Here is a 16,960-nt window from a genome sequence, read left to right as displayed (position 1 = left end):
GGCTTATCAGTGAGGCTTGCCGTCTACGCTGTTACGAATGAACAAATACACGTAGTAAAAACAGATAGCCAACACCACGCCCAGCCCGAGCAATGATCCCCAGGCAACGGGGTCGTTAAAAATGAGTTCCAGCATGATAGCCTCCTAGCGTTTTATTCGGCTACTAGCTTAAATCCTGAAACTTGTTGTCATTTTGACCCTGGTCAAACTTTGTCTCGGTTTGCAGTGTGCTCAGTATTGTCTTTAGTTGATGCGGCATAGCCGGGTTCAATGACAGCGCATACAAGTAAAGATTATTACCGTCAGCTTGTGCCAATGTTTGCGTATTCAGGCAGGCAATCAAGTCTGCTTGCTGGCGCTTTTCCAGTGCCAGTTCTCCACTAAGTAAATGCTGGTAAGCTACAAGGTCAAAGGCTTTAGTTTGTCTGCGCAGGGTTCTAAGGGGCTGCAGCAAACACTCTGTATCAGCCAAACTGCTGACCAACGCCTGGAGATTCTTGTCTGACAAAGCAAAACCACGGTGCTGCAAAAACAGGCATAGCAGTACCAGATTGACATTCATGGCATAGCGGTCCTGCAATTGCAGACACGGGTGCTCTGCCTCTTTATAAACGGCCAGGCTAAACTGCCAGAAGTCTTCAGTCTGCCACACTGGCTTCAAACTCTTGTTGCATGCCTTCCAATTGTTCCTGATTATCCAGCCAGCTCAGCTCCAGTTCTTCAAGCTCTTGTTTGACTGTTACCTGTTGCTCCAGCAAGGTTTTAAGTTTGGCTTTATGCTGATCTTCGTATAAGGACGTATCCAACATCTGGTTTTCGATGTCTGCCAGGCTGCTATTAAGCTTATCCATGCGTTTCTCCTGCGCATCAATGGCTTTGCGCAGCGGCTGTGTACGCTGACGAAATTCGGCTTCCAGGCGCTTTACCGCTTTACGGTCAACCTTAGGTTCCTGAGGTTTGGCTTGCTCGGTCTTGGTTGGATCGGTACTGCTCAGCCAGTTTTTGTAGTCATCTAAATCGCCGGAGAAAGGCTGCACCTGGCCACTGTCGACCAGATAAAACTCATCACATACCGAGGTCAGCAGGAAGCGGTCGTGGGAAACCAATACCAGAGCCCCTTCAAAGGCCTGAATCGCCATATTCAAGGCATGGCGCATGTCCAGGTCTAGGTGGTTGGTAGGTTCATCAAGCAACAACAGGTTGGGCTTCTGGTAAACCAGCAACGCCAAAACCAGACGCGCCTTCTCGCCACCAGACATAGGGGCTACCGGGCTCAGGGCTTCGTCGCCGCGAAAGCCAAAGCCGCCCAGAAAATCTCGCAGGGACTGCTCGGTAGCCAGCCTGTCCAGCCGCTGCACGTGGGTAAGCGCCGATGCTTCAGGATCCAGATACTCCAACTGATGCTGGGCAAAGTAACCAATTTGCAAACCGGCGGAGGTAACATATTGCCCTTGTATCGGCTTATTCTCTTCGGCCAAAAGTTTGATCAAGGTGGACTTACCGGCACCGTTACGACCCAGTAAGCCAATCCGGCTGCCCGGCACCAAATTGAGTTGCAGCTTCTGCAGAATAATCTTATCGCCATAGCCCACCTGCACCTGGTCCATACTGACCAAGGGATTGGGTAGCTTGGGTGGCGGCATAAATTCGAAAGAGAAGCCGCTTTGGTAATGGGCTGGTGCCAACTGTTCCATTTTTTCCAGTTGCTTAACCCGGCTTTGTGCCTGTTTGGCTTTGCTGGCCTTAGCTTTAAAACGGTCAATAAAAGACTGTAAGTGCGCCCGTTGCGCTTGTTGCTTTTGGAACTGCAAGTCTTGTTGGCGCAATTTCTCGGCTCTAAGCCCCTCAAAGGCACTGTAGTTACCTTTATAGAAATTCAGGGTTTGCTGTTCTACATGGATTATTTCTTCCACCACCGCGTCCAAAAACGCCTTATCGTGGGATATCAGGATAAGGGTACCAGGGTAGCGTTGCAGAAATCGCTCAAGCCAGATTACCGCGTCCAAATCCAGGTGGTTAGTGGGTTCATCCAGCAACAGCAAGTCGGAATGACACAGCAGCGCTTGCGCCAGATTGAGACGCATGCGCCAGCCACCGGAAAAGGTCCTGACCGGCAGACTGATCTGCTGCTGAGAAAAGCCTAAACCGGCGAGAATAATGGCCGCCTTGGACTCCACCTGATACCCACCCGCCTGCTCCAGTTGCAAATGCAGCGCTGCAATACGCTCACCATCATGGGCATGCTCGGCCTCGGCCAATTGCGCCTGAATCGCGCGAAGCCGGTGATCGCCATCAATCACGTAGTCCAGTGCACTGCGATCTGTGGCCGGCGTTTCCTGAGCAACCGAGGCAATTTGCCATTGCCGGGGAAGGTCGCACTCCCCCTGATCGGGCTGTAACTGGCCTTTGAACAGGGCAAATAAACTCGACTTGCCGCAGCCATTGGCACCTACTAACCCAACCTTATGGCCTGGATAAATAGTGGCGTTGGCGTCCTGCAGCAGTTCTTTGCTGCCACGCATCAGGCTAAGGTTGGTAATTTGAATCATGGGCTCGGCTACAACTGTGAAATAAACCGCGATATTATACCCGCCCCATTCAGGGAAATGGTATCCATCTCCAACAGTCCAGGGCTAATCCGATGTCAGAAAAAACCCGCAAACGCTTTATCGCCGGCGCGACTTGTCCACAGTGTAAGGCCGTGGATACCCTAATGCTGTATATGCAGAACAATCTGGAACACGTGGAATGCGTGCAGTGTGGGCATAAACAAAGCCAGCCGGATGACAAAGTTAGCGCAGCCACCCGCAGTAATGAGTCTGTTATCGGCGTATTTAAGCCCTAAACAATCAGGGCTGATTACTTCTTGGCTTTATTATCTGCCCGCTGCGAATGGCGGATATGGCCATAATTGAGCATAGCGACGAACACGCTACCTCCGACCAGATTACCCGCCAGAGCGGTCAAAATAACGGGTGGCAGTTGCCAGAAGCCAATGCTGTCAGACGAGAAATAGCCGACAAATAGCTCAATGGAGCCTGCAATTGAATGATGGAAACCGCCCAGCCCAATCAGAAAAGTCACAATGTAAATGCTGACAATCTGACTCAGGGTGGAATAGGTAGACAATACAATCCAGGCCCCCAAGGCCATTAGCCAACCGGCCAATATGGCGCTGACAAATAGGGTCTGGACCGGATAGGCCAATAAATGACGAGCCAGCACTAAGTAGCCCTCACTGGCGTGAATAACGGGTTCAGCAGCCATTAATAGGCCAGTGGAAAATAAACCTCCCAGCAAATTCCCTAAAATCACAATGCCCCATAAACGAAACAGGCGATTTATCTTAGCTTTGCCGTCTAACACAGGGTAAACCGCTGTCGCGGTATGTTCGGTAAAAAGCTGGGTGCGACTGAGGATACAAAGCACAAAACCGAGCGGATAACTGGCCGCCAGAATGACCCGACTGAAAGGATGTTCACCCTCTGTCATTAAGGTTGCCATGACAGCAACAGCCAGCACGGTAAAACACAAGATCATCCCTGCCGCGACCGCCGATAACAGTAAAGACAATGTGGGCCTTGAGATCTGCTCTAACCCCTCTCCTATCGCCTTTTCCAGAATATCGTCCGGATGGCGGAAGGTCTCGTCGGTGCGCTTAACAATAACAGAAACAAACTCGCTGTTTTCCTGGCGCCGTTCCTTACTGCGTCCGGTGTCCTGATCACGCCCCAAGGGTTCTCCACGACTTGATACCAGCTGTTTGTTTTCCTGCATTGTGTGCTCCTGCGGTTACCTTCGCAATTTTCCTTACTTAGTAGTGAGGGGGCGGCGTTTCTTCCGACTCACTGGCAATGTTTGATACCTGTTGCTGCCTGAGCCTGTCTATCACATGCTTCATTTGAAACTGCAGTGCATCCAGCTGCTTCTGCTGATCCGCCAGGGCTTGGTTTAACTTCTCTATGGTGTCGTCCTGAAACGCCACCTTGGTTTGCAGGTCTTCTATAGACTGCAATATTTCATTTTGCATCTGGCTACCCTCAGCTAAATCAATAAGACCAGATTTCCGTCAGACCACTGCTACTGTGAGACATGATCTGACGCCCCGGCATAAAGGCCACATCATACACTACTGCGCTTTGTGGTTGGCTGCCCCGTCTGGGTGTAACCATCCAACTGCTCACTTCATCGCCACTTTTCACATCCCACAAACTCAAACCTCTGGAAGGCGATCCTGTTAGCAAGTACTTACCATCTTCTGAGAATTTGGCAGCTGAAAAAATTTTCTGGCGCTGCAAATAATGCAATTTGCTGATCTGCTGTCCTGTGCGCAAATCCCAGATTCGCGCGTTGTTTTTACTGTCGGCCGTAAAGGCATAGCGTCCTTGGAAATCCAGTGCCACCTTAGTTACCCGGCTCGGGTGAGTGAAGCTGTATACCACTTGTCCACTGCGGGTATCCCAAAGATACGCCATAAAATCACTGCCCCCCGTAAGCGCATAAAAGCCATTGGGTGACAGATCGACACTATTAATTTTTTCCTGATGACCTAAGAACTCCAATCGTCGCCCGCTTTGCGGTTCAAAAAACATCACCTTGCCGTTGCCCCGCCCAACCAGGATACCCCGCCCCTGATTGGACACAGCAATATCCCGAATTGACGACTCGTCTATGCGCCAGAATCCTTCTGGTTCACCGGTGCTCAGACTCCACAGGGCAAAAGCGTCGCGGTCAGAAGTCACCACATAGCTATTGTCGAAAGCAATCCTAGTGCTGGCCACCAAGTTGTTGCCCTCGCCCTGATGACGCCACTGATAACGCTGCTTTTGTGTATGCATGTCCCATACGGCAATGCCGTTTTCCACTGAAGACACCACTGCTAGGCTGCTATCTACCGAGATAGCCGCAGCCAATGCCCCTCCTGGTGCATGTTCGTAAACGGCATCTGGGGTGCTACCGGGTATGCTGCACGCTGACGTTACTGTTATCAGTAGTAACAAAAACACTTTCTGAAGCATGACATCCTTAGGTTTCGCTTTTACCACTAAGGGTTTAGTATAAGCCCATTGTCCCGTTGACTGTCCATAGCAGCAGGGAGAGCGCAAAGATCCTGACTGCAAATTCCATGTCTTTTCGCCGAATAGGAAACTTTCCGGTTCCTTGCGCCTCAAAGTTCGGACATTCGCCACGGTGCTCCAAACATAAGCACCTGGGGTTGCTGATATCAGTAAACCTACCAGAGCGATATTAAATAACAAACTCACTGGAGAAGTTGATGAAAAAGACCGCTATTGCCGCCCTCGTATTGTCGGCCTTAACCCTGACAGCCTGTCAGCAAGAGCAAACCCAGCCTACCGCACAAGAGGTTAAGCTCGAAAGCCAAGAGCAGCAGCAAGCATACGGACTGGGTGTATCCGTTGGTCAGTTCATCGGCCAAAAACTGGACATGCAGGAAGATGTCAGCATCATGCTGGACCGCGAGCTGGTTATTCAAGGCTTTAAAGATGCCTTAGGTGGTGACTCCAAGCTTGAGCAGCAGCAAATCCAAACGGTTCTGACTGCACTGGATGCGCTGGTTAATGAAAAACAACAAGCCAAGCAAGAAGAAATGGCGGCCAGCAATATTGAAACGGGTAAAGCCTTTCTGGCCGAGAATGCTAAGCGTGAAGGCGTAACTGTGACTGAGTCAGGCCTTCAGTACGAAGTGCTGACTCAAGGCGAAGGCGCGTCACCCAAAGCAGAAGATACCGTTCGTGTGCACTATCAGGGCAATCTGTTAGACGGCACTGAGTTCGATTCTTCCTACAAACGTGGTGAACCCGCAGTATTCCCGCTTAATCGCGTTATTTCTGGTTGGACCGAAGGTGTTCAATTGATGAAAGTGGGTTCAAAGTTCAAGTTCTTCATCCCATCCGAACTGGCTTACGGTAAGCGTTCCACCGGTGCGATTACGCCCAACTCAACCCTGGTATTTGAGGTAGAGTTACTGGGTATCGAAGGTGAAGGCGAAGCCCAATAAAGAAAAAGCCGGGTACAATCGTACCCGGCATTTCTTGTCTTAATCAGCTATTTCCTTGCTGAACCTTGGGTCCCTCATCGCAATACCCGTTATACGGGTGACATGGGCCGGCTTGCACCGGTTACGTTCTTTCCGCGTTGTTTGCTACCCAGCTCAGTTTCAATGACAAGATTGTTAGGCATTTCACCCGGTAGCATAGGCTACATGCATGGCAGGTAACTCAAGCAGTATGGGCAGCTACAATCGCTATTCCCCTGCCGTTACCTAACTTTTAGTGTAGAAGAAATAGGCCAAATTGCGCCGACCTTTTGAAACGTTTTTGTCATAACAACACGCGGATGCAATGCACAATGTTATAGAACAATTCCTAGCATTCGAAGATATGGCTATATCGGGCATTCAACCATGCAGGTTCAATTACCTATGAAAACAGATCTTATAACCCGAGAAGGATTCGACAACCTAAAACAGGAGCTAGATCATCTGTGGCGCGAGAAACGCCCTGAGGTGACCAAGAAAGTGGCCTGGGCGGCCAGTCTGGGAGATCGCAGCGAGAATGCCGACTACCAGTACAACAAAAAGTTGTTAAGGGAAATTGACCGACGCGTCAGGTATCTGCGCAAGCGCCTGGAAATTATTAAGGTGGTGGATTATTCGCCACAACAAAAAGGCAAAGTGTTTTTTGGTGCCTGGGTTGAAGTAGAAAACGAACAAGGTGAGACCCTCAAGTTCCGTATTGTCGGTCCGGATGAAATCTACGCTCGTAAAGACTATATTTCCATCGACTCACCGATGGCCCGTGCGCTGCTAAAAAAGGAAGTGGACGACGAAGTTTGGGTACAAACCCCTACAGGCCGCAAACAATGGTTTGTTGTGGAAATTCACTATCCAGGTCAGGACTGACAAGGTTTTTGTCAGTAATTACCGGCATCGGGCTGGAATTTTGCCAGCATAGCCCTTATAAAGGCCCTGTTTAACATTATCATCAGCCACCAAGGCACCCCATGATCATAGAAAAAATTGCCTCTGAACTCTCCGTCTCTCCTCAACAAGTCCAAGCCGCTGTTACCCTGCTTGACGACGGAGCCACTGTTCCCTTTATTGCCCGTTATCGTAAAGAAGCCACAAACGGGCTGGATGACGCGCAGTTGCGTACCCTAGAGCAACGTTTAGGTTACTTGCGAGACTTAGAAGACCGTCGCCAGGTGATTCTTAAATCTATTGGTGAACAGGACAAACTCACTCCAGAACTGCAAGCTAAGATACTCGCAGCCGACAATAAAACCGAGCTGGAAGACCTGTATCTGCCTTATAAACCCAAGCGACGTACGAAAGGACAAATTGCCATCGAGGCGGGTCTGGAGCCCCTTGCTGAAAGTTTGTTTGCGGATCCCAATCAGGACCCAGAAGCTCTGGCTACACAGTATCTAAATGCCGACGTTGCAGATACCAAAGCCGCTTTGGAAGGGGCCCGTTATATTTTGATGGAGCGCTTTGCTGAAGATGCGGCGCTTTTGCAGAAAATTCGTTTACACCTGACCAGAGAAGCCCATATTCAAAGCAAAGTGGTAGCTGGCAAGGAAAAAGAAGCAGCTAAGTATGCGGATTACTTTGCACATAGCGAACAGCTCAGCAAGACCCCTTCACACCGGGCGTTGGCAATGTTCCGTGGCCGCAATGAAGGCTTGCTGCAAGTTTCCATGAATGCAGACCCGGCCAATGAAGAAGGCGACCGCAGCTCCCAATGCGAATCCATCATCGCCCAGCATCTGGATATTCGCGACAATGGACGCGCGGCCGACAAGTGGCTGCAGTCTGTGGTGCAATGGACATGGCGGGTAAAAATCCTGCTACACATGGAAAATGAATTGTTTGGCAGCCTGCGTGAAAAAGCAGAACTGGAAGCCATCAGCGTATTCGCAAAAAATCTGCAGGATCTACTGATGGCGGCTCCAGCTGGTGCCAAAGTCACTATGGGCCTTGATCCAGGTTTGCGAACCGGTGTCAAAGTAGCAGTGGTAGATGCTACCGGTAAGGTGGTCGCCACTAACACTATCTACCCACATGCCCCGCAAAATCAGTGGGACAAATCAGTTCGCACCCTGGCGCTGATGTGTCAGCAACACAAAGTGCAGCTCATCAGTATTGGTAACGGCACGGCTTCGCGTGAGACAGATAAGCTAGCCAGCGAAGTCGTCAAAGCCTTGCCTGACCTGAAGATCAATAAGATTGTGGTCAGCGAGGCTGGCGCATCTGTTTATTCAGCATCTGAACTGGCCTCTAACGAACTACCTGATCTGGATGTTTCTATTCGTGGGGCCGTTTCTATTGCCAGACGTTTACAGGATCCCCTGGCTGAATTAGTCAAAATCGAGCCCAAAGCCATAGGGGTTGGACAATATCAGCATGATGTTTCCCAAAGTCAGCTGGGTAAGTCTCTGGATACCGTGGTAGAGGATTGCGTTAACGCCGTTGGCGTCGATCTCAATATGGCATCTCCTGCATTACTTAGCTATGTATCGGGTTTAAACCGGACTTTGGCGCAAAATATTGTCAGTTACCGGGATCAACACGGCGCCTTTGCTGACCGTAAACAACTGCTTAAGGTAGAAAGGCTCGGTCCCAAAGCATTTGAACAAGCTGCGGGCTTTTTGCGCGTGATGGGTGGTAGCAATCCATTGGACGCCTCTGCTGTGCACCCGGAAGCATATGAGCTGGTTAAACATATCAGCCAGAGTGCGGGAACCGATATCGCTTCACTGATAGGTAATAAAGACCTGCTTAAGTCGCTAAAGCCACAAGATTTTGCCAATCAAACTTTTGGTATTCCGACCATCACCGATATCTTAGCTGAATTAGACAAGCCTGGCCGGGATCCGCGTCCTGAGTTTAAAACTGCCACTTTTAAGGACGGCATCGAACAGGTTAGCGACCTGAAGCCGGGCATGATCCTGGAAGGTGTGGTCAGCAATGTGGCCAACTTTGGTGCCTTTGTGGATGTGGGTGTGCATCAGGATGGCCTGGTACATATCTCCGCCATGACAGATAAGTTTATCTCTGACCCTCGTGAAGTGGTAAAGGCCGGTGATATCGTCAAAGTTAAAGTGATGGAAGTGGATGTAGCACGTAATCGCATATCCTTCAGCATGCGGCTGAACGACGAACCTTCGTCCAAGCAAGCACAAGCTAAGCCGGACAGAAGCGCCAAACCTCAAGGTCAGCGAGTTGCACAGGCTAAGCCGCAGCGCCAGGCCCAACCTGCTAATAGTGCAATGGGTAATGCCTTGGCAGAAGCATTCGCCAAAGCGAAAAAGCCCTGATAGAAACAACAACGCCCCATTAAGGGGCGTTGTTTTATCCAAATTTCTAATCTCAAGCACTTTGTTGCAGCGAATAGGCTTTGGGCTGCGAGACCTGCTGATAAAAACTTTCTATACGCAGACTGCGGGCGCTGATTTCCACATCCAAACTAGCCTGCGCATTCCTAAACTCGGTACTGCTGGACTCCAGTCCTACCGCTTCAGCCACCGGATCATCCTGCTGCAATGTACGACGCGGAGGCGTCACGCCGCCGCCATCAACAATATCGCTAAGCTCAGGGACTGAACCTGCATTATTCTGCTGTTCGGATTTATCTGTCGCTACTGCCTGCAAGGCCTGCTCGGCGCTCCTTGCTGTCTCCCGGGCAATATCCTGTCTGGCTTCAGAAGCGCGTTGCTGTGCTTCCGCCGCCACTCTTAAATCTTGGGGAGAAGGCTCCGCCGGGGCTAAGGCAGCTGCCCGCACCTGCTGCATTTTGCGCAGAGTCTCTTCCGCCGACTTACCTTCGGAAATATCAATACTGACTTCACCACCTACCGCATAACGTCTGCCATCCGGTCCGGTTTCAAACTCATAACTTGGTGCGCCAGCATGTTGCCCGCCAACCGCGGCATGGGCCTGCTCATGGGCACGAACTTCCTGATCACGCTGTTTGAGCTCTTCAACCTTCTTCTGCTCAGAAGCGCTTTGCTGCTCGCCTTTACTATCTTGCTTACCAGCACTGGGATCTTCAGAGTTGTCTTTATCCTGGCGCCCCTCGCCTTGCAGCGGTGTTTGCTGACCGACTTGTGGTTTCTCGTAAGTAACTGGCTGAGGCGCTTGCCCCGGGGTTTTCACCCGATCAGATTCTGAACCTAAACCAGATTGCGCGGCGGAATTCTCGGTATTTGTGAGTTGAGGTACAGTTTCCCGGGCAACATTGTCACGGCGCGCCGCCTCTGTATTCAGATTAGCGGTATTCAAAGGAATGGCGGTGAGAGCCGGTGCGACAATATTCATAATAAATCAGGCCAACTCATCGATTAATCGGCCAATGGTATCTTTGGCCACGTCCAATACCTTGCCACTAGCCTGAGCGTTGCGCAGATTCAAGGTCAGCCCAACTAAATCATTAGTGAGGTTATCCCCCCCCGATGGTAGCAGCTTGCTGCTCAAGCCAATCTGCTGCACCGCAGCATCGGCCAAGACTTCTTTAGGATCGCGCAGCTGAGCTTGCTGTTGTGCCAAGCTGATAGAATGCTGGGTAATACCGTCAGATGCACGCTGCAAACCGAGCGTACCCGACAATATGGCCGAATTGATATTGCTATCGAAATTCACCGACATAAACTACCCCTATTACCTCATGCCTAATTATTAACCAATTTAGGCAAAAATAGAAGTCTTAGGTTAATTTTGCTTCAAGCTATCAGGCACTTGCCCAAATATTCACTGACTGCATCTGCAAATTCATCCGCATGGGAGATAAAGGGGGCATGCGAAGCACCTGGAAATAGCATGGACGAAGCCGAGGGTTGCAACAATTCCACCTGCTCAAGTGTCGACTTGGGCACTAAACTATCGTTGCGACCGTAGATTCTCAACGTTGGGCAACGAATAGAACCAATCTGTTCACATAAATCAGCCTGTTCCAAGATGGCTAATCCCTTTGCCAGTGCAAGCTTGGAGGGTGTGGGCCGGTTTGCCAGCAGCATCTTTAGATTTTGTATGTCCGCCTTGGCTCTCTCGCTACCAAGCGCCTGAATAGCCAAAAAACGTTCTATCGTTTTTTGTGGATCCGAGCGCAACTGCGTTGCAAAAGCTCTTAGCACATCGGCTTTAATACCTGGCCACTGTTCGGTGGCAAGGAACTTCGGCGTGCTGGTTACACAGATCAGAGCGCGCACCAGCTTAGGGAACTGCAGCGCCAGTTGCTGGGCAACCAGTCCACCTAACGACCACCCCATTACAATCATTGGCTCTTTGAGCTGTTCCGCAATCAGCGTTGTCAATGAATCCAGATCATAGCTATCAGGAACAAGTTGCTGGTTGTGGCCAAATCCTGGTAAGTCCAGCAGTACAAACTGAAATCTATCCTGTAAACGCTCGACAAGCGGCTGCCACACTTCACTGTTCAGTCCCCAGCCATGTAACAGTAAGACTTTTGAACCAGTGCCTACGGAGTCGGAGATCAACACCAAAATCATCTACTCTTTGTGAAAAGGAGGCCAGTCTAATGGCAGGAATGCTAAAAACAATAGGATTCAAGATCCCGCAAAGTTGTCTGCTCTGTCAACAACCAGCAGACGCGTTAATCTGCCACTATTGTCAGACAGATCTGCCGGTGTTGGCCTTATCCCAATGCGACTATAACTTGCTTAACTGGCCTAAAATCAAAAGTGGATTACAACAGGTAGCCTACGACAGCTTATTAGTCAGCACTGAATATTGCTGGCCATGGGATAAATTGCTTACCGCACTGAAGTTCAATCAGCGCACCCTATGTGCCAAGGCGCTAGCGGAGCAGTTTTATCGAATTGCACTCACTCATAATGGCAAGCGTCCTGAGGCAATACTGCCGATGCCACTGCATTATAAGCGCTATGCAAAACGCAAATACAATCAGACAATGGAAATTGCAAAGCACCTGTCAGCCCTTTCCGGCATTGCCTTAGACGACCAGCTCTGCCAACGGAGCAAAGCGACCCAAGCGCAAACTCAACTTAGCGGTGCACAACGACGCAAAAATCTGCGTGACGCCTTCAGGCTATCATCACCACCGGCCTATCAACATGTCGCCATACTTGATGACATCATCGCGACAGGAAGTACGGTTAACAGCCTTAGCAAAGCCCTTAAAAAAGCAAAGCCCAGCTTACATATTGAAGTCTGGGCTATTGCCATTAGCCTGTCGCCAGGCACGAGTAACTAACGACTACTGGCTAGTTGCTCATCAACGGGGACAAGTAAATGGCATTGCTCAGGAAACGGCTGGTGCCATACCAATAACCACGGAACGTTAAGTTATCCGTTGTACCAATCACCATGCCCTTACCCATTTTATTCGCCACCAGATTGGTGCTACCCGATAATAATTTTTGCATTTCTTCGCTGGCGTAACCTGCCTGTAAGGCTTTGTTTTTGTACTTGGATACAGTAATAAACGGCTTGTCGGCTGCTTGCATCACCATATTGGTATTGCGCAAGAAGGCGACATCGGCGTCGGAGTAGCCAAATGCCAATGGATGGCTCAAATCAACCTGACCGGCAAATACCGCACCGGCTATCCGCTGCTTACCTTGCAAAGCCTCCTGGTCAGCAAAGCTTAATGTCTTGGTATCAAAAGCATCCTGAATTTCTTTGTCAGAGGCAAAACTGGCTTGCAGCCATTCCTGTTTTGCAGCCAGCTTGGCCGCGTTCTTTTGTGCGATAAAGACGCCGCCTTGCTTGATCCAACCTGCCAACTTATCCACCAGCTTCTCATCGAGATTACGATAATTACCGTCAACCATAACAATATGGCTGTAGTCAGCGAGAGTAAGGTTGTTCAAGCGATCCAGTTCAATGATAGAGGCTGGTAATCCAACATGCTGATCAAGATAATGCCAAACTTCACCCACTTCATATTGGGATGTGCCTTCCCCGCCCACTAACAACACTTTCGGGGCAGTAACCATGGCCATATGACGACTTCCTAAATCACTGCCTTGCGCTGTCAGCCCAGAGGTTACCGACCACACTTTAATACCGGCAGCACGACTTGCCTTATCTATAGTCGCGCGCCAGCCTTCTGGTTGGGCCAGGGCCCGGGGGATAATCACGCTACCCGCCTCAAAAGCAATATCGCCATGATTAGTCGTTGCAGTAAAGGCGCCTCCGGCGACCTTCACTTTGATACCAGCAGCAAGTAAAGACTGCAGCAACTTGGGCGCATTGGAATCTTGCCAGGAGAAAGCATAAGCGTAAGCACCATCAGCCAGATCGGACGCCTCTGTGACCAAACTCGGCAAACTGTCACTCAGTGGTAGCTTACGCCAAGCGCCCTTCTCTACTTCTTTGAAATCAATGTCAAAAGCCAGAGGCAGGTTCCAGTTGGAAACATCGTAGAAGGTGTTGTCATTAAAACTGGTTCTGGTTGAGAAAATTGATTTAATCAAGCGGTATTGTGGTTGCTCCAATGGAACGAACACGGTGTTGTCACTGGCATAACTGCGCCCCTCTAGTTCCATATCTTTGCTTAGCCCATGCATGCGGATATGGTGCTGTTTCAAAATCGCCAAAAGCGCTTTAAAGCGACTTTTATCTTTTTCTTCCGTCAGTAAATAGCCTGAGAGCTTGTCTTTGGATGCAAGCTTTTCTGTCTGGGCCGCAAAACCTTGTTGAAAGCGCTTCAATTGCTGGGCGTTAGCCAAGGCACCTTCAAACGTCGACATTGAGGTGGTGACCTGATTTTGAATGGTGGCATGAAAAGACAATGGCCCATGCACAGAGTCTTGCAAATGACCACGGCTACTGGCCTGTTCAAACAAAATACCTACGCTGCCCATCGAATCGGGATAGGTAGAGCCTTTACCGTAATAAAAATCATCAAAATCTTCCTGCGTATAGTACAGCTGGCCTGCTGCGTCTAACGCGGAGGCATGAAATTTACCTAAATCATGCGTCAACTCAAGATTCTCATCGGGCGTCCAAGGATTCTTGCGGGTTGGAATGCCCGGCTGAAAGAAGAAGGTACTGTTAGTGCCCATTTCATGAAAATCGGTCAGAACATGAGGCCGCCATTCATGAAACTTACTGATCCTGGCACGGGACTCTGGATGGGTCAGCAGCAGCCAGTCACGATTCAAATCAAACCAATAGTGGTTGGTACGGCCACTGGGCCAACCTTCCCGATGCTCACGGTGATTAGGATCTGAGACAAGATTCAGGCCTTTGTGCATATTCGCCCATTGGGCAAACCGGGACAGACCATCCGGATTCAAAGCAGGCTCAAGCAGAATCACTGTTTCGTTAAGTAACTTTTCAATTTTGGGCCCTTGTGCCGCGGCCAGATAATAGGCCACCAGCAATCCGGCATTTGCCCCAGAGGGTTCATTGCCATGCACGCTATAGCCCATCCACAGCACCAGAGGCGATGCTGTTTGCTTATTGCCATTTAAGGCTGCCAGATGTGATTGACGAAGCGAAGGCAGGTTTTTGTGATTTTGTTCTGAACTAAAAGTCAGTAATAAAATGGGTCTGTGTTCATGGGAACGACCAATTTCTTCAATACTCACTCTGGGAGAGCTTTCTGCCAATTTATACAGATATTGAACGATCTGATCATGTCGTACGTGCCAGGTACCCACAGGATAACCAAGCACAGATTCAGGCGTTGGCACATTGGCATCGTATTGAATGTCATTGGGTAGGTAATCGAGATCACTGGACACCTGCGCCAAACACAATGGTGCAGTCAACAGCCACACCATCCCCAGGCCGATTCTTGTTATTTTATTCATATTTAGCCCCTTGATTTAACTAATCTTTTCAGACCAAACTAGCAGCTAAGAAGCTGGCTTGCCAGTTAAGTTACGGCAAATACCGCGTCACTGGTCGCAGGAGCAACGCGAGATTCAGTGACACGCAAAGAATTTTATTACCCGAGTGTTTTACTCAAGTAATTTTGCTATCATAGCCCCCATGTTGGCAGTTGAGACAACCAGATGATCCGCATTTCCGAAGCCGCACAGGCACATTTTCGCAAGCTTTTGGATAAACAAGAGCCAGATACCAATATCAGAGTGTTTGTCGTCAATCCCGGTACGCCCACAGCGGAGTGTGGTGTGTCTTATTGTCCACCCGATGCCGTGGAAGCCTCAGATATCTGTCTGGAGTTTGATGGTTTTGATGCGGTTGTAGACAAAGACAGCGCACCTTTTCTGGAAGAAGCGGAAATTGACTTTGTCACCGACCAAATGGGTTCTCAGCTTACCCTCAAAGCACCCAATGCCAAAACGCGTAGGGTTGCTGATGATGCGCCGCTAATAGAGCGGGTAAACTATATGATTGATGCAGAAATCAATCCGCAATTGGCCAATCATGGCGGCAAAGTCGTGTTACTGGAAATCACTCCCGCTGGCAAAGCTGTCCTGCAATTTGGCGGCGGTTGTAATGGTTGTTCAATGGTCGATGTCACGCTTAAAGAGGGCATTGAAAAACAGATGCTTGCACAGTTTCCTGAGCTCACAGGCGTTATGGATGCCACCGAGCACCATGCTGGTGAACATTCTTACTACTAAGACTGTATGTATACGCAAGCCCGTCAATTAGACGGGCTTTTTGATCATACTAAGAGTAACCGCGCCTGCCACAAGCGCCAGTAAGCCACACCTAGTGTAATTCCCCTGCCCGCCAGGAATGCCAGAAAAGCCACCCATAACGCGTGATTACCTGCATAGGAAGTTAACCACCAGACCGGCAAGAACACTGCCAATGCACAAAACAGCATACTGTTGCGCATTTCAGTGCCGCGGGTTAAGCCGATAAACACCCCATCCAACAAAAAACACCAGTGTCCGATCAGGGGAAGCAGCCAAATATACAGGCGGTAATCATTTGCCAGCACAAGCAGCTCTGGCAGGTTGGTTAATAGGGCCAATATAGACTGATCAAACAGTAAGAAACCGGCACTATAAAGCAGTGCCAAAAGCGTTGACCATAACAGTCCACGGCAGACCCGCAGGTTTAGCAAGTCTTGCTGCTTGCGGCCTTTCGCTTCACCGACTAAGGCTTCCACCGCATAGGCAATACCATCCAACCCCAGTGCGGAAATGACAAAAAACTGCATCAGCAAGGCATTGAGTGCAACACTTTGTGCATCCAGTCGCGCAGCCTGAAACACCATAAACGCCATGGTTAGCTGAAGAGCCAAGTTACGCAGAAGAATGTCCAGATTCAGGGCCAATACGGGCTTATAACCCTGCAGGTTAAACCAGCTTAAGCAAGGCACCACTCCACCAATGCGTTTTAGCACCACAAACAACGCACTGGCAAAAATACCGTATTCAACAATCACTGTCGCCAATGCCACGCCGGAGACCCCCATACCCCACTTCATAGCCAGGGTATAACTGAGTAATGCGTTAAGCAGATTAGCCACAATCTGTATGGTCATCACTGTGCGGGTAGCTTGCTGCCCTATCAGCCAGCCCATCAGCAACAAGTTCGTCAGCGCTGCGGGCGCCCCCCAAATGCGGACATGCAGATAGTCTTCGATAACCCCGGCGGTGCGTGAATCGGCATCGGCAAACTGCACAGCCAGCCATTGCAGGCCACTGCCACACAGAATAAGTACCAGGCCAATAAGCAGCGCAGGGAGTAAAAGTTGATAGAAAGCTTTGGCTGCCTCTTCTCGCCTGGCTGCGCCGAGCGCTTGTGCACTTAGGCCGGTAGCCGACATACGTAAAAAGCCACACAACCAATATATCTGGGTAATCACCATGCCTGCCACCGCAGTACCAGCAAGGTAATAGGTTGCCCCCAGATGACCAACAATGGCTGTATCCACCATGCCTAACAACGGATTTGTAATGTTGCTCAGGATCATGGGTAAGGACAAAAAGGCAATTCGCCTGTTTTCTTTACGATCCAGCAATTGCT

General features: G+C 49.9%; 17 protein-coding genes. 6 read left to right on the top strand and 11 right to left on the bottom strand.

Going from position 1 to position 16,960, the window contains the following annotated elements; all coding sequences use genetic code 11:
• Positions 1-6 precede the first annotated feature (6 nt).
• Genes KJY73_RS21965 through KJY73_RS19825 form a run of 3 tightly spaced genes read right to left on the bottom strand, consistent with a single transcriptional unit; the run spans position 7 to position 2,549 of the window.
• Positions 7-135, bottom strand: a complete 129-nt coding sequence (locus tag KJY73_RS21965; RefSeq protein WP_269813811.1) for a hypothetical protein — start codon at positions 133-135, stop codon at positions 7-9.
• A gap of 28 nt (positions 136-163) precedes the next feature.
• A complete protein-coding gene (locus tag KJY73_RS19830) occupies positions 164-652 on the bottom strand; it encodes a TIGR02444 family protein (protein ID WP_214345387.1) in 489 nt (162 codons plus the stop codon).
• Complete coding sequence (locus KJY73_RS19825; protein WP_214345386.1) at positions 639-2,549, bottom strand: ATP-binding cassette domain-containing protein; 1,911 nt, start codon at positions 2,547-2,549, stop codon at positions 639-641. Before KJY73_RS19825 ends, KJY73_RS19830 begins: the two co-directional genes overlap by 14 nt.
• A 92-nt stretch (positions 2,550-2,641) precedes the next feature.
• On the opposite strand from KJY73_RS19825, the gene KJY73_RS19820 reads away from it, so the two are divergent.
• Entirely contained in the window at positions 2,642-2,845 is a 204-nt protein-coding gene (locus tag KJY73_RS19820; RefSeq protein ID WP_206592979.1) for a YheV family putative zinc ribbon protein, read from the top strand.
• A 14-nt stretch (positions 2,846-2,859) separates the two neighbouring features.
• On the opposite strand, the gene KJY73_RS19815 is transcribed toward KJY73_RS19820, so the two are convergent.
• From KJY73_RS19815 to KJY73_RS19805, 3 genes are read right to left on the bottom strand one after another with little or no spacing between them, the layout of a single operon-like run.
• Complete coding sequence (locus tag KJY73_RS19815) at positions 2,860-3,777, bottom strand: formate/nitrite transporter family protein (RefSeq protein WP_206592978.1); 918 nt, start codon at positions 3,775-3,777, stop codon at positions 2,860-2,862.
• 37 nt (positions 3,778-3,814) lie between these two features.
• Complete coding sequence (locus tag KJY73_RS19810) at positions 3,815-4,030, bottom strand: SlyX family protein (protein ID WP_214345385.1); 216 nt, start codon at positions 4,028-4,030, stop codon at positions 3,815-3,817.
• Positions 4,031-4,049: 19 nt separating this feature from the next.
• Positions 4,050-5,018: a WD40 repeat domain-containing protein gene (locus tag KJY73_RS19805; RefSeq protein WP_214345384.1), complete on the bottom strand. Its 969-nt coding sequence runs from the start codon at positions 5,016-5,018 to the stop codon at positions 4,050-4,052.
• A 257-nt stretch (positions 5,019-5,275) separates the two neighbouring features.
• Here KJY73_RS19805 and fkpA point away from each other — a divergent pair, with 257 nt between their 5' ends.
• The 3 genes from fkpA to KJY73_RS19790 all read left to right on the top strand — a co-directional run bounded on the left by fkpA (position 5,276) and on the right by KJY73_RS19790 (position 9,339).
• Positions 5,276-6,019, top strand: coding sequence for an FKBP-type peptidyl-prolyl cis-trans isomerase (gene fkpA / locus KJY73_RS19800; protein ID WP_214345383.1), 744 nt, complete (start codon positions 5,276-5,278; stop codon positions 6,017-6,019).
• Positions 6,020-6,442: 423 nt separating this feature from the next.
• A complete protein-coding gene (gene greB, locus KJY73_RS19795) occupies positions 6,443-6,922 on the top strand; it encodes a transcription elongation factor GreB (RefSeq protein ID WP_214345382.1) in 480 nt (159 codons plus the stop codon).
• A 101-nt stretch (positions 6,923-7,023) separates the two neighbouring features.
• On the top strand, positions 7,024-9,339 hold the full coding sequence (locus KJY73_RS19790) for a Tex family protein (RefSeq protein ID WP_214345381.1): 2,316 nt from the start codon (positions 7,024-7,026) through the stop codon (positions 9,337-9,339).
• 52 nt (positions 9,340-9,391) lie between these two features.
• Here KJY73_RS19790 and KJY73_RS19785 read toward each other — a convergent pair whose 3' ends face one another.
• From KJY73_RS19785 to bioH, 3 genes are all read right to left on the bottom strand, one after another.
• On the bottom strand, positions 9,392-10,339 hold the full coding sequence (locus KJY73_RS19785; RefSeq protein ID WP_214345380.1) for a putative metalloprotease CJM1_0395 family protein: 948 nt from the start codon (positions 10,337-10,339) through the stop codon (positions 9,392-9,394).
• Between the two features lie 6 nt (positions 10,340-10,345).
• Positions 10,346-10,666: a hypothetical protein gene (locus tag KJY73_RS19780; protein WP_206592971.1), complete on the bottom strand. Its 321-nt coding sequence runs from the start codon at positions 10,664-10,666 to the stop codon at positions 10,346-10,348.
• A gap of 74 nt (positions 10,667-10,740) precedes the next feature.
• Positions 10,741-11,526, bottom strand: coding sequence for a pimeloyl-ACP methyl ester esterase BioH (gene bioH / locus KJY73_RS19775; protein ID WP_214345379.1), 786 nt, complete (start codon positions 11,524-11,526; stop codon positions 10,741-10,743).
• A 29-nt stretch (positions 11,527-11,555) separates the two neighbouring features.
• On the opposite strand from bioH, the gene KJY73_RS19770 reads away from it, so the two are divergent.
• Positions 11,556-12,251: a ComF family protein gene (locus tag KJY73_RS19770; protein ID WP_214345378.1), complete on the top strand. Its 696-nt coding sequence runs from the start codon at positions 11,556-11,558 to the stop codon at positions 12,249-12,251.
• Positions 12,252-12,261: 10 nt separating this feature from the next.
• On the opposite strand, the gene KJY73_RS19765 is transcribed toward KJY73_RS19770, so the two are convergent.
• Positions 12,262-14,820, bottom strand: a complete 2,559-nt coding sequence (locus KJY73_RS19765) for a M14 metallopeptidase family protein (protein WP_232848790.1) — start codon at positions 14,818-14,820, stop codon at positions 12,262-12,264.
• 204 nt (positions 14,821-15,024) lie between these two features.
• Here KJY73_RS19765 and nfuA point away from each other — a divergent pair, with 204 nt between their 5' ends.
• The gene (gene nfuA, locus KJY73_RS19760) at positions 15,025-15,600 is read left to right on the top strand and encodes a Fe-S biogenesis protein NfuA (RefSeq protein ID WP_214345377.1); all 576 of its coding nucleotides are present in this window, start codon (positions 15,025-15,027) and stop codon (positions 15,598-15,600) included.
• A gap of 44 nt (positions 15,601-15,644) precedes the next feature.
• Here the strand turns inward: nfuA and KJY73_RS19755 are convergent, their stop codons facing one another.
• A complete protein-coding gene (locus tag KJY73_RS19755; protein ID WP_232848789.1) occupies positions 15,645-16,955 on the bottom strand; it encodes an MATE family efflux transporter in 1,311 nt (436 codons plus the stop codon).
• Positions 16,956-16,960: the final 5 nt, after the last annotated feature.

The organism is Bowmanella yangjiangensis, from assembly GCF_018531185.1.
Taxonomy (GTDB): Bacteria; Pseudomonadota; Gammaproteobacteria; order Enterobacterales; family Alteromonadaceae; genus Bowmanella; species Bowmanella yangjiangensis.
The sequence above is the reverse complement of the archived record's forward strand: the minus strand, read 5'-3'. Positions and strand labels throughout refer to the sequence as shown.

Coding starts and splice junctions, on each gene's coding strand:
- KJY73_RS21965 (WP_269813811.1), bottom strand. CDS start 135: ATGCTGGAACTCATTTTTAACGACCCCGTTGCCTGGGGATCATTGCTC.
- KJY73_RS19825 (WP_214345386.1), bottom strand. CDS start 2,549: ATGATTCAAATTACCAACCTTAGCCTGATGCGTGGCAGCAAAGAACTG.
- KJY73_RS19820 (WP_206592979.1), top strand. CDS start 2,642: ATGTCAGAAAAAACCCGCAAACGCTTTATCGCCGGCGCGACTTGTCCA.
- KJY73_RS19815 (WP_206592978.1), bottom strand. CDS start 3,777: ATGCAGGAAAACAAACAGCTGGTATCAAGTCGTGGAGAACCCTTGGGG.
- KJY73_RS19810 (WP_214345385.1), bottom strand. CDS start 4,030: ATGCAAAATGAAATATTGCAGTCTATAGAAGACCTGCAAACCAAGGTG.
- KJY73_RS19805 (WP_214345384.1), bottom strand. CDS start 5,018: ATGCTTCAGAAAGTGTTTTTGTTACTACTGATAACAGTAACGTCAGCG.
- fkpA (WP_214345383.1), top strand. CDS start 5,276: ATGAAAAAGACCGCTATTGCCGCCCTCGTATTGTCGGCCTTAACCCTG.
- greB (WP_214345382.1), top strand. CDS start 6,443: ATGAAAACAGATCTTATAACCCGAGAAGGATTCGACAACCTAAAACAG.
- KJY73_RS19790 (WP_214345381.1), top strand. CDS start 7,024: ATGATCATAGAAAAAATTGCCTCTGAACTCTCCGTCTCTCCTCAACAA.
- KJY73_RS19785 (WP_214345380.1), bottom strand. CDS start 10,339: ATGAATATTGTCGCACCGGCTCTCACCGCCATTCCTTTGAATACCGCT.
- KJY73_RS19780 (WP_206592971.1), bottom strand. CDS start 10,666: ATGTCGGTGAATTTCGATAGCAATATCAATTCGGCCATATTGTCGGGT.
- bioH (WP_214345379.1), bottom strand. CDS start 11,526: ATGATTTTGGTGTTGATCTCCGACTCCGTAGGCACTGGTTCAAAAGTC.
- KJY73_RS19770 (WP_214345378.1), top strand. CDS start 11,556: ATGGCAGGAATGCTAAAAACAATAGGATTCAAGATCCCGCAAAGTTGT.
- KJY73_RS19765 (WP_232848790.1), bottom strand. CDS start 14,820: ATGAATAAAATAACAAGAATCGGCCTGGGGATGGTGTGGCTGTTGACT.
- nfuA (WP_214345377.1), top strand. CDS start 15,025: ATGATCCGCATTTCCGAAGCCGCACAGGCACATTTTCGCAAGCTTTTG.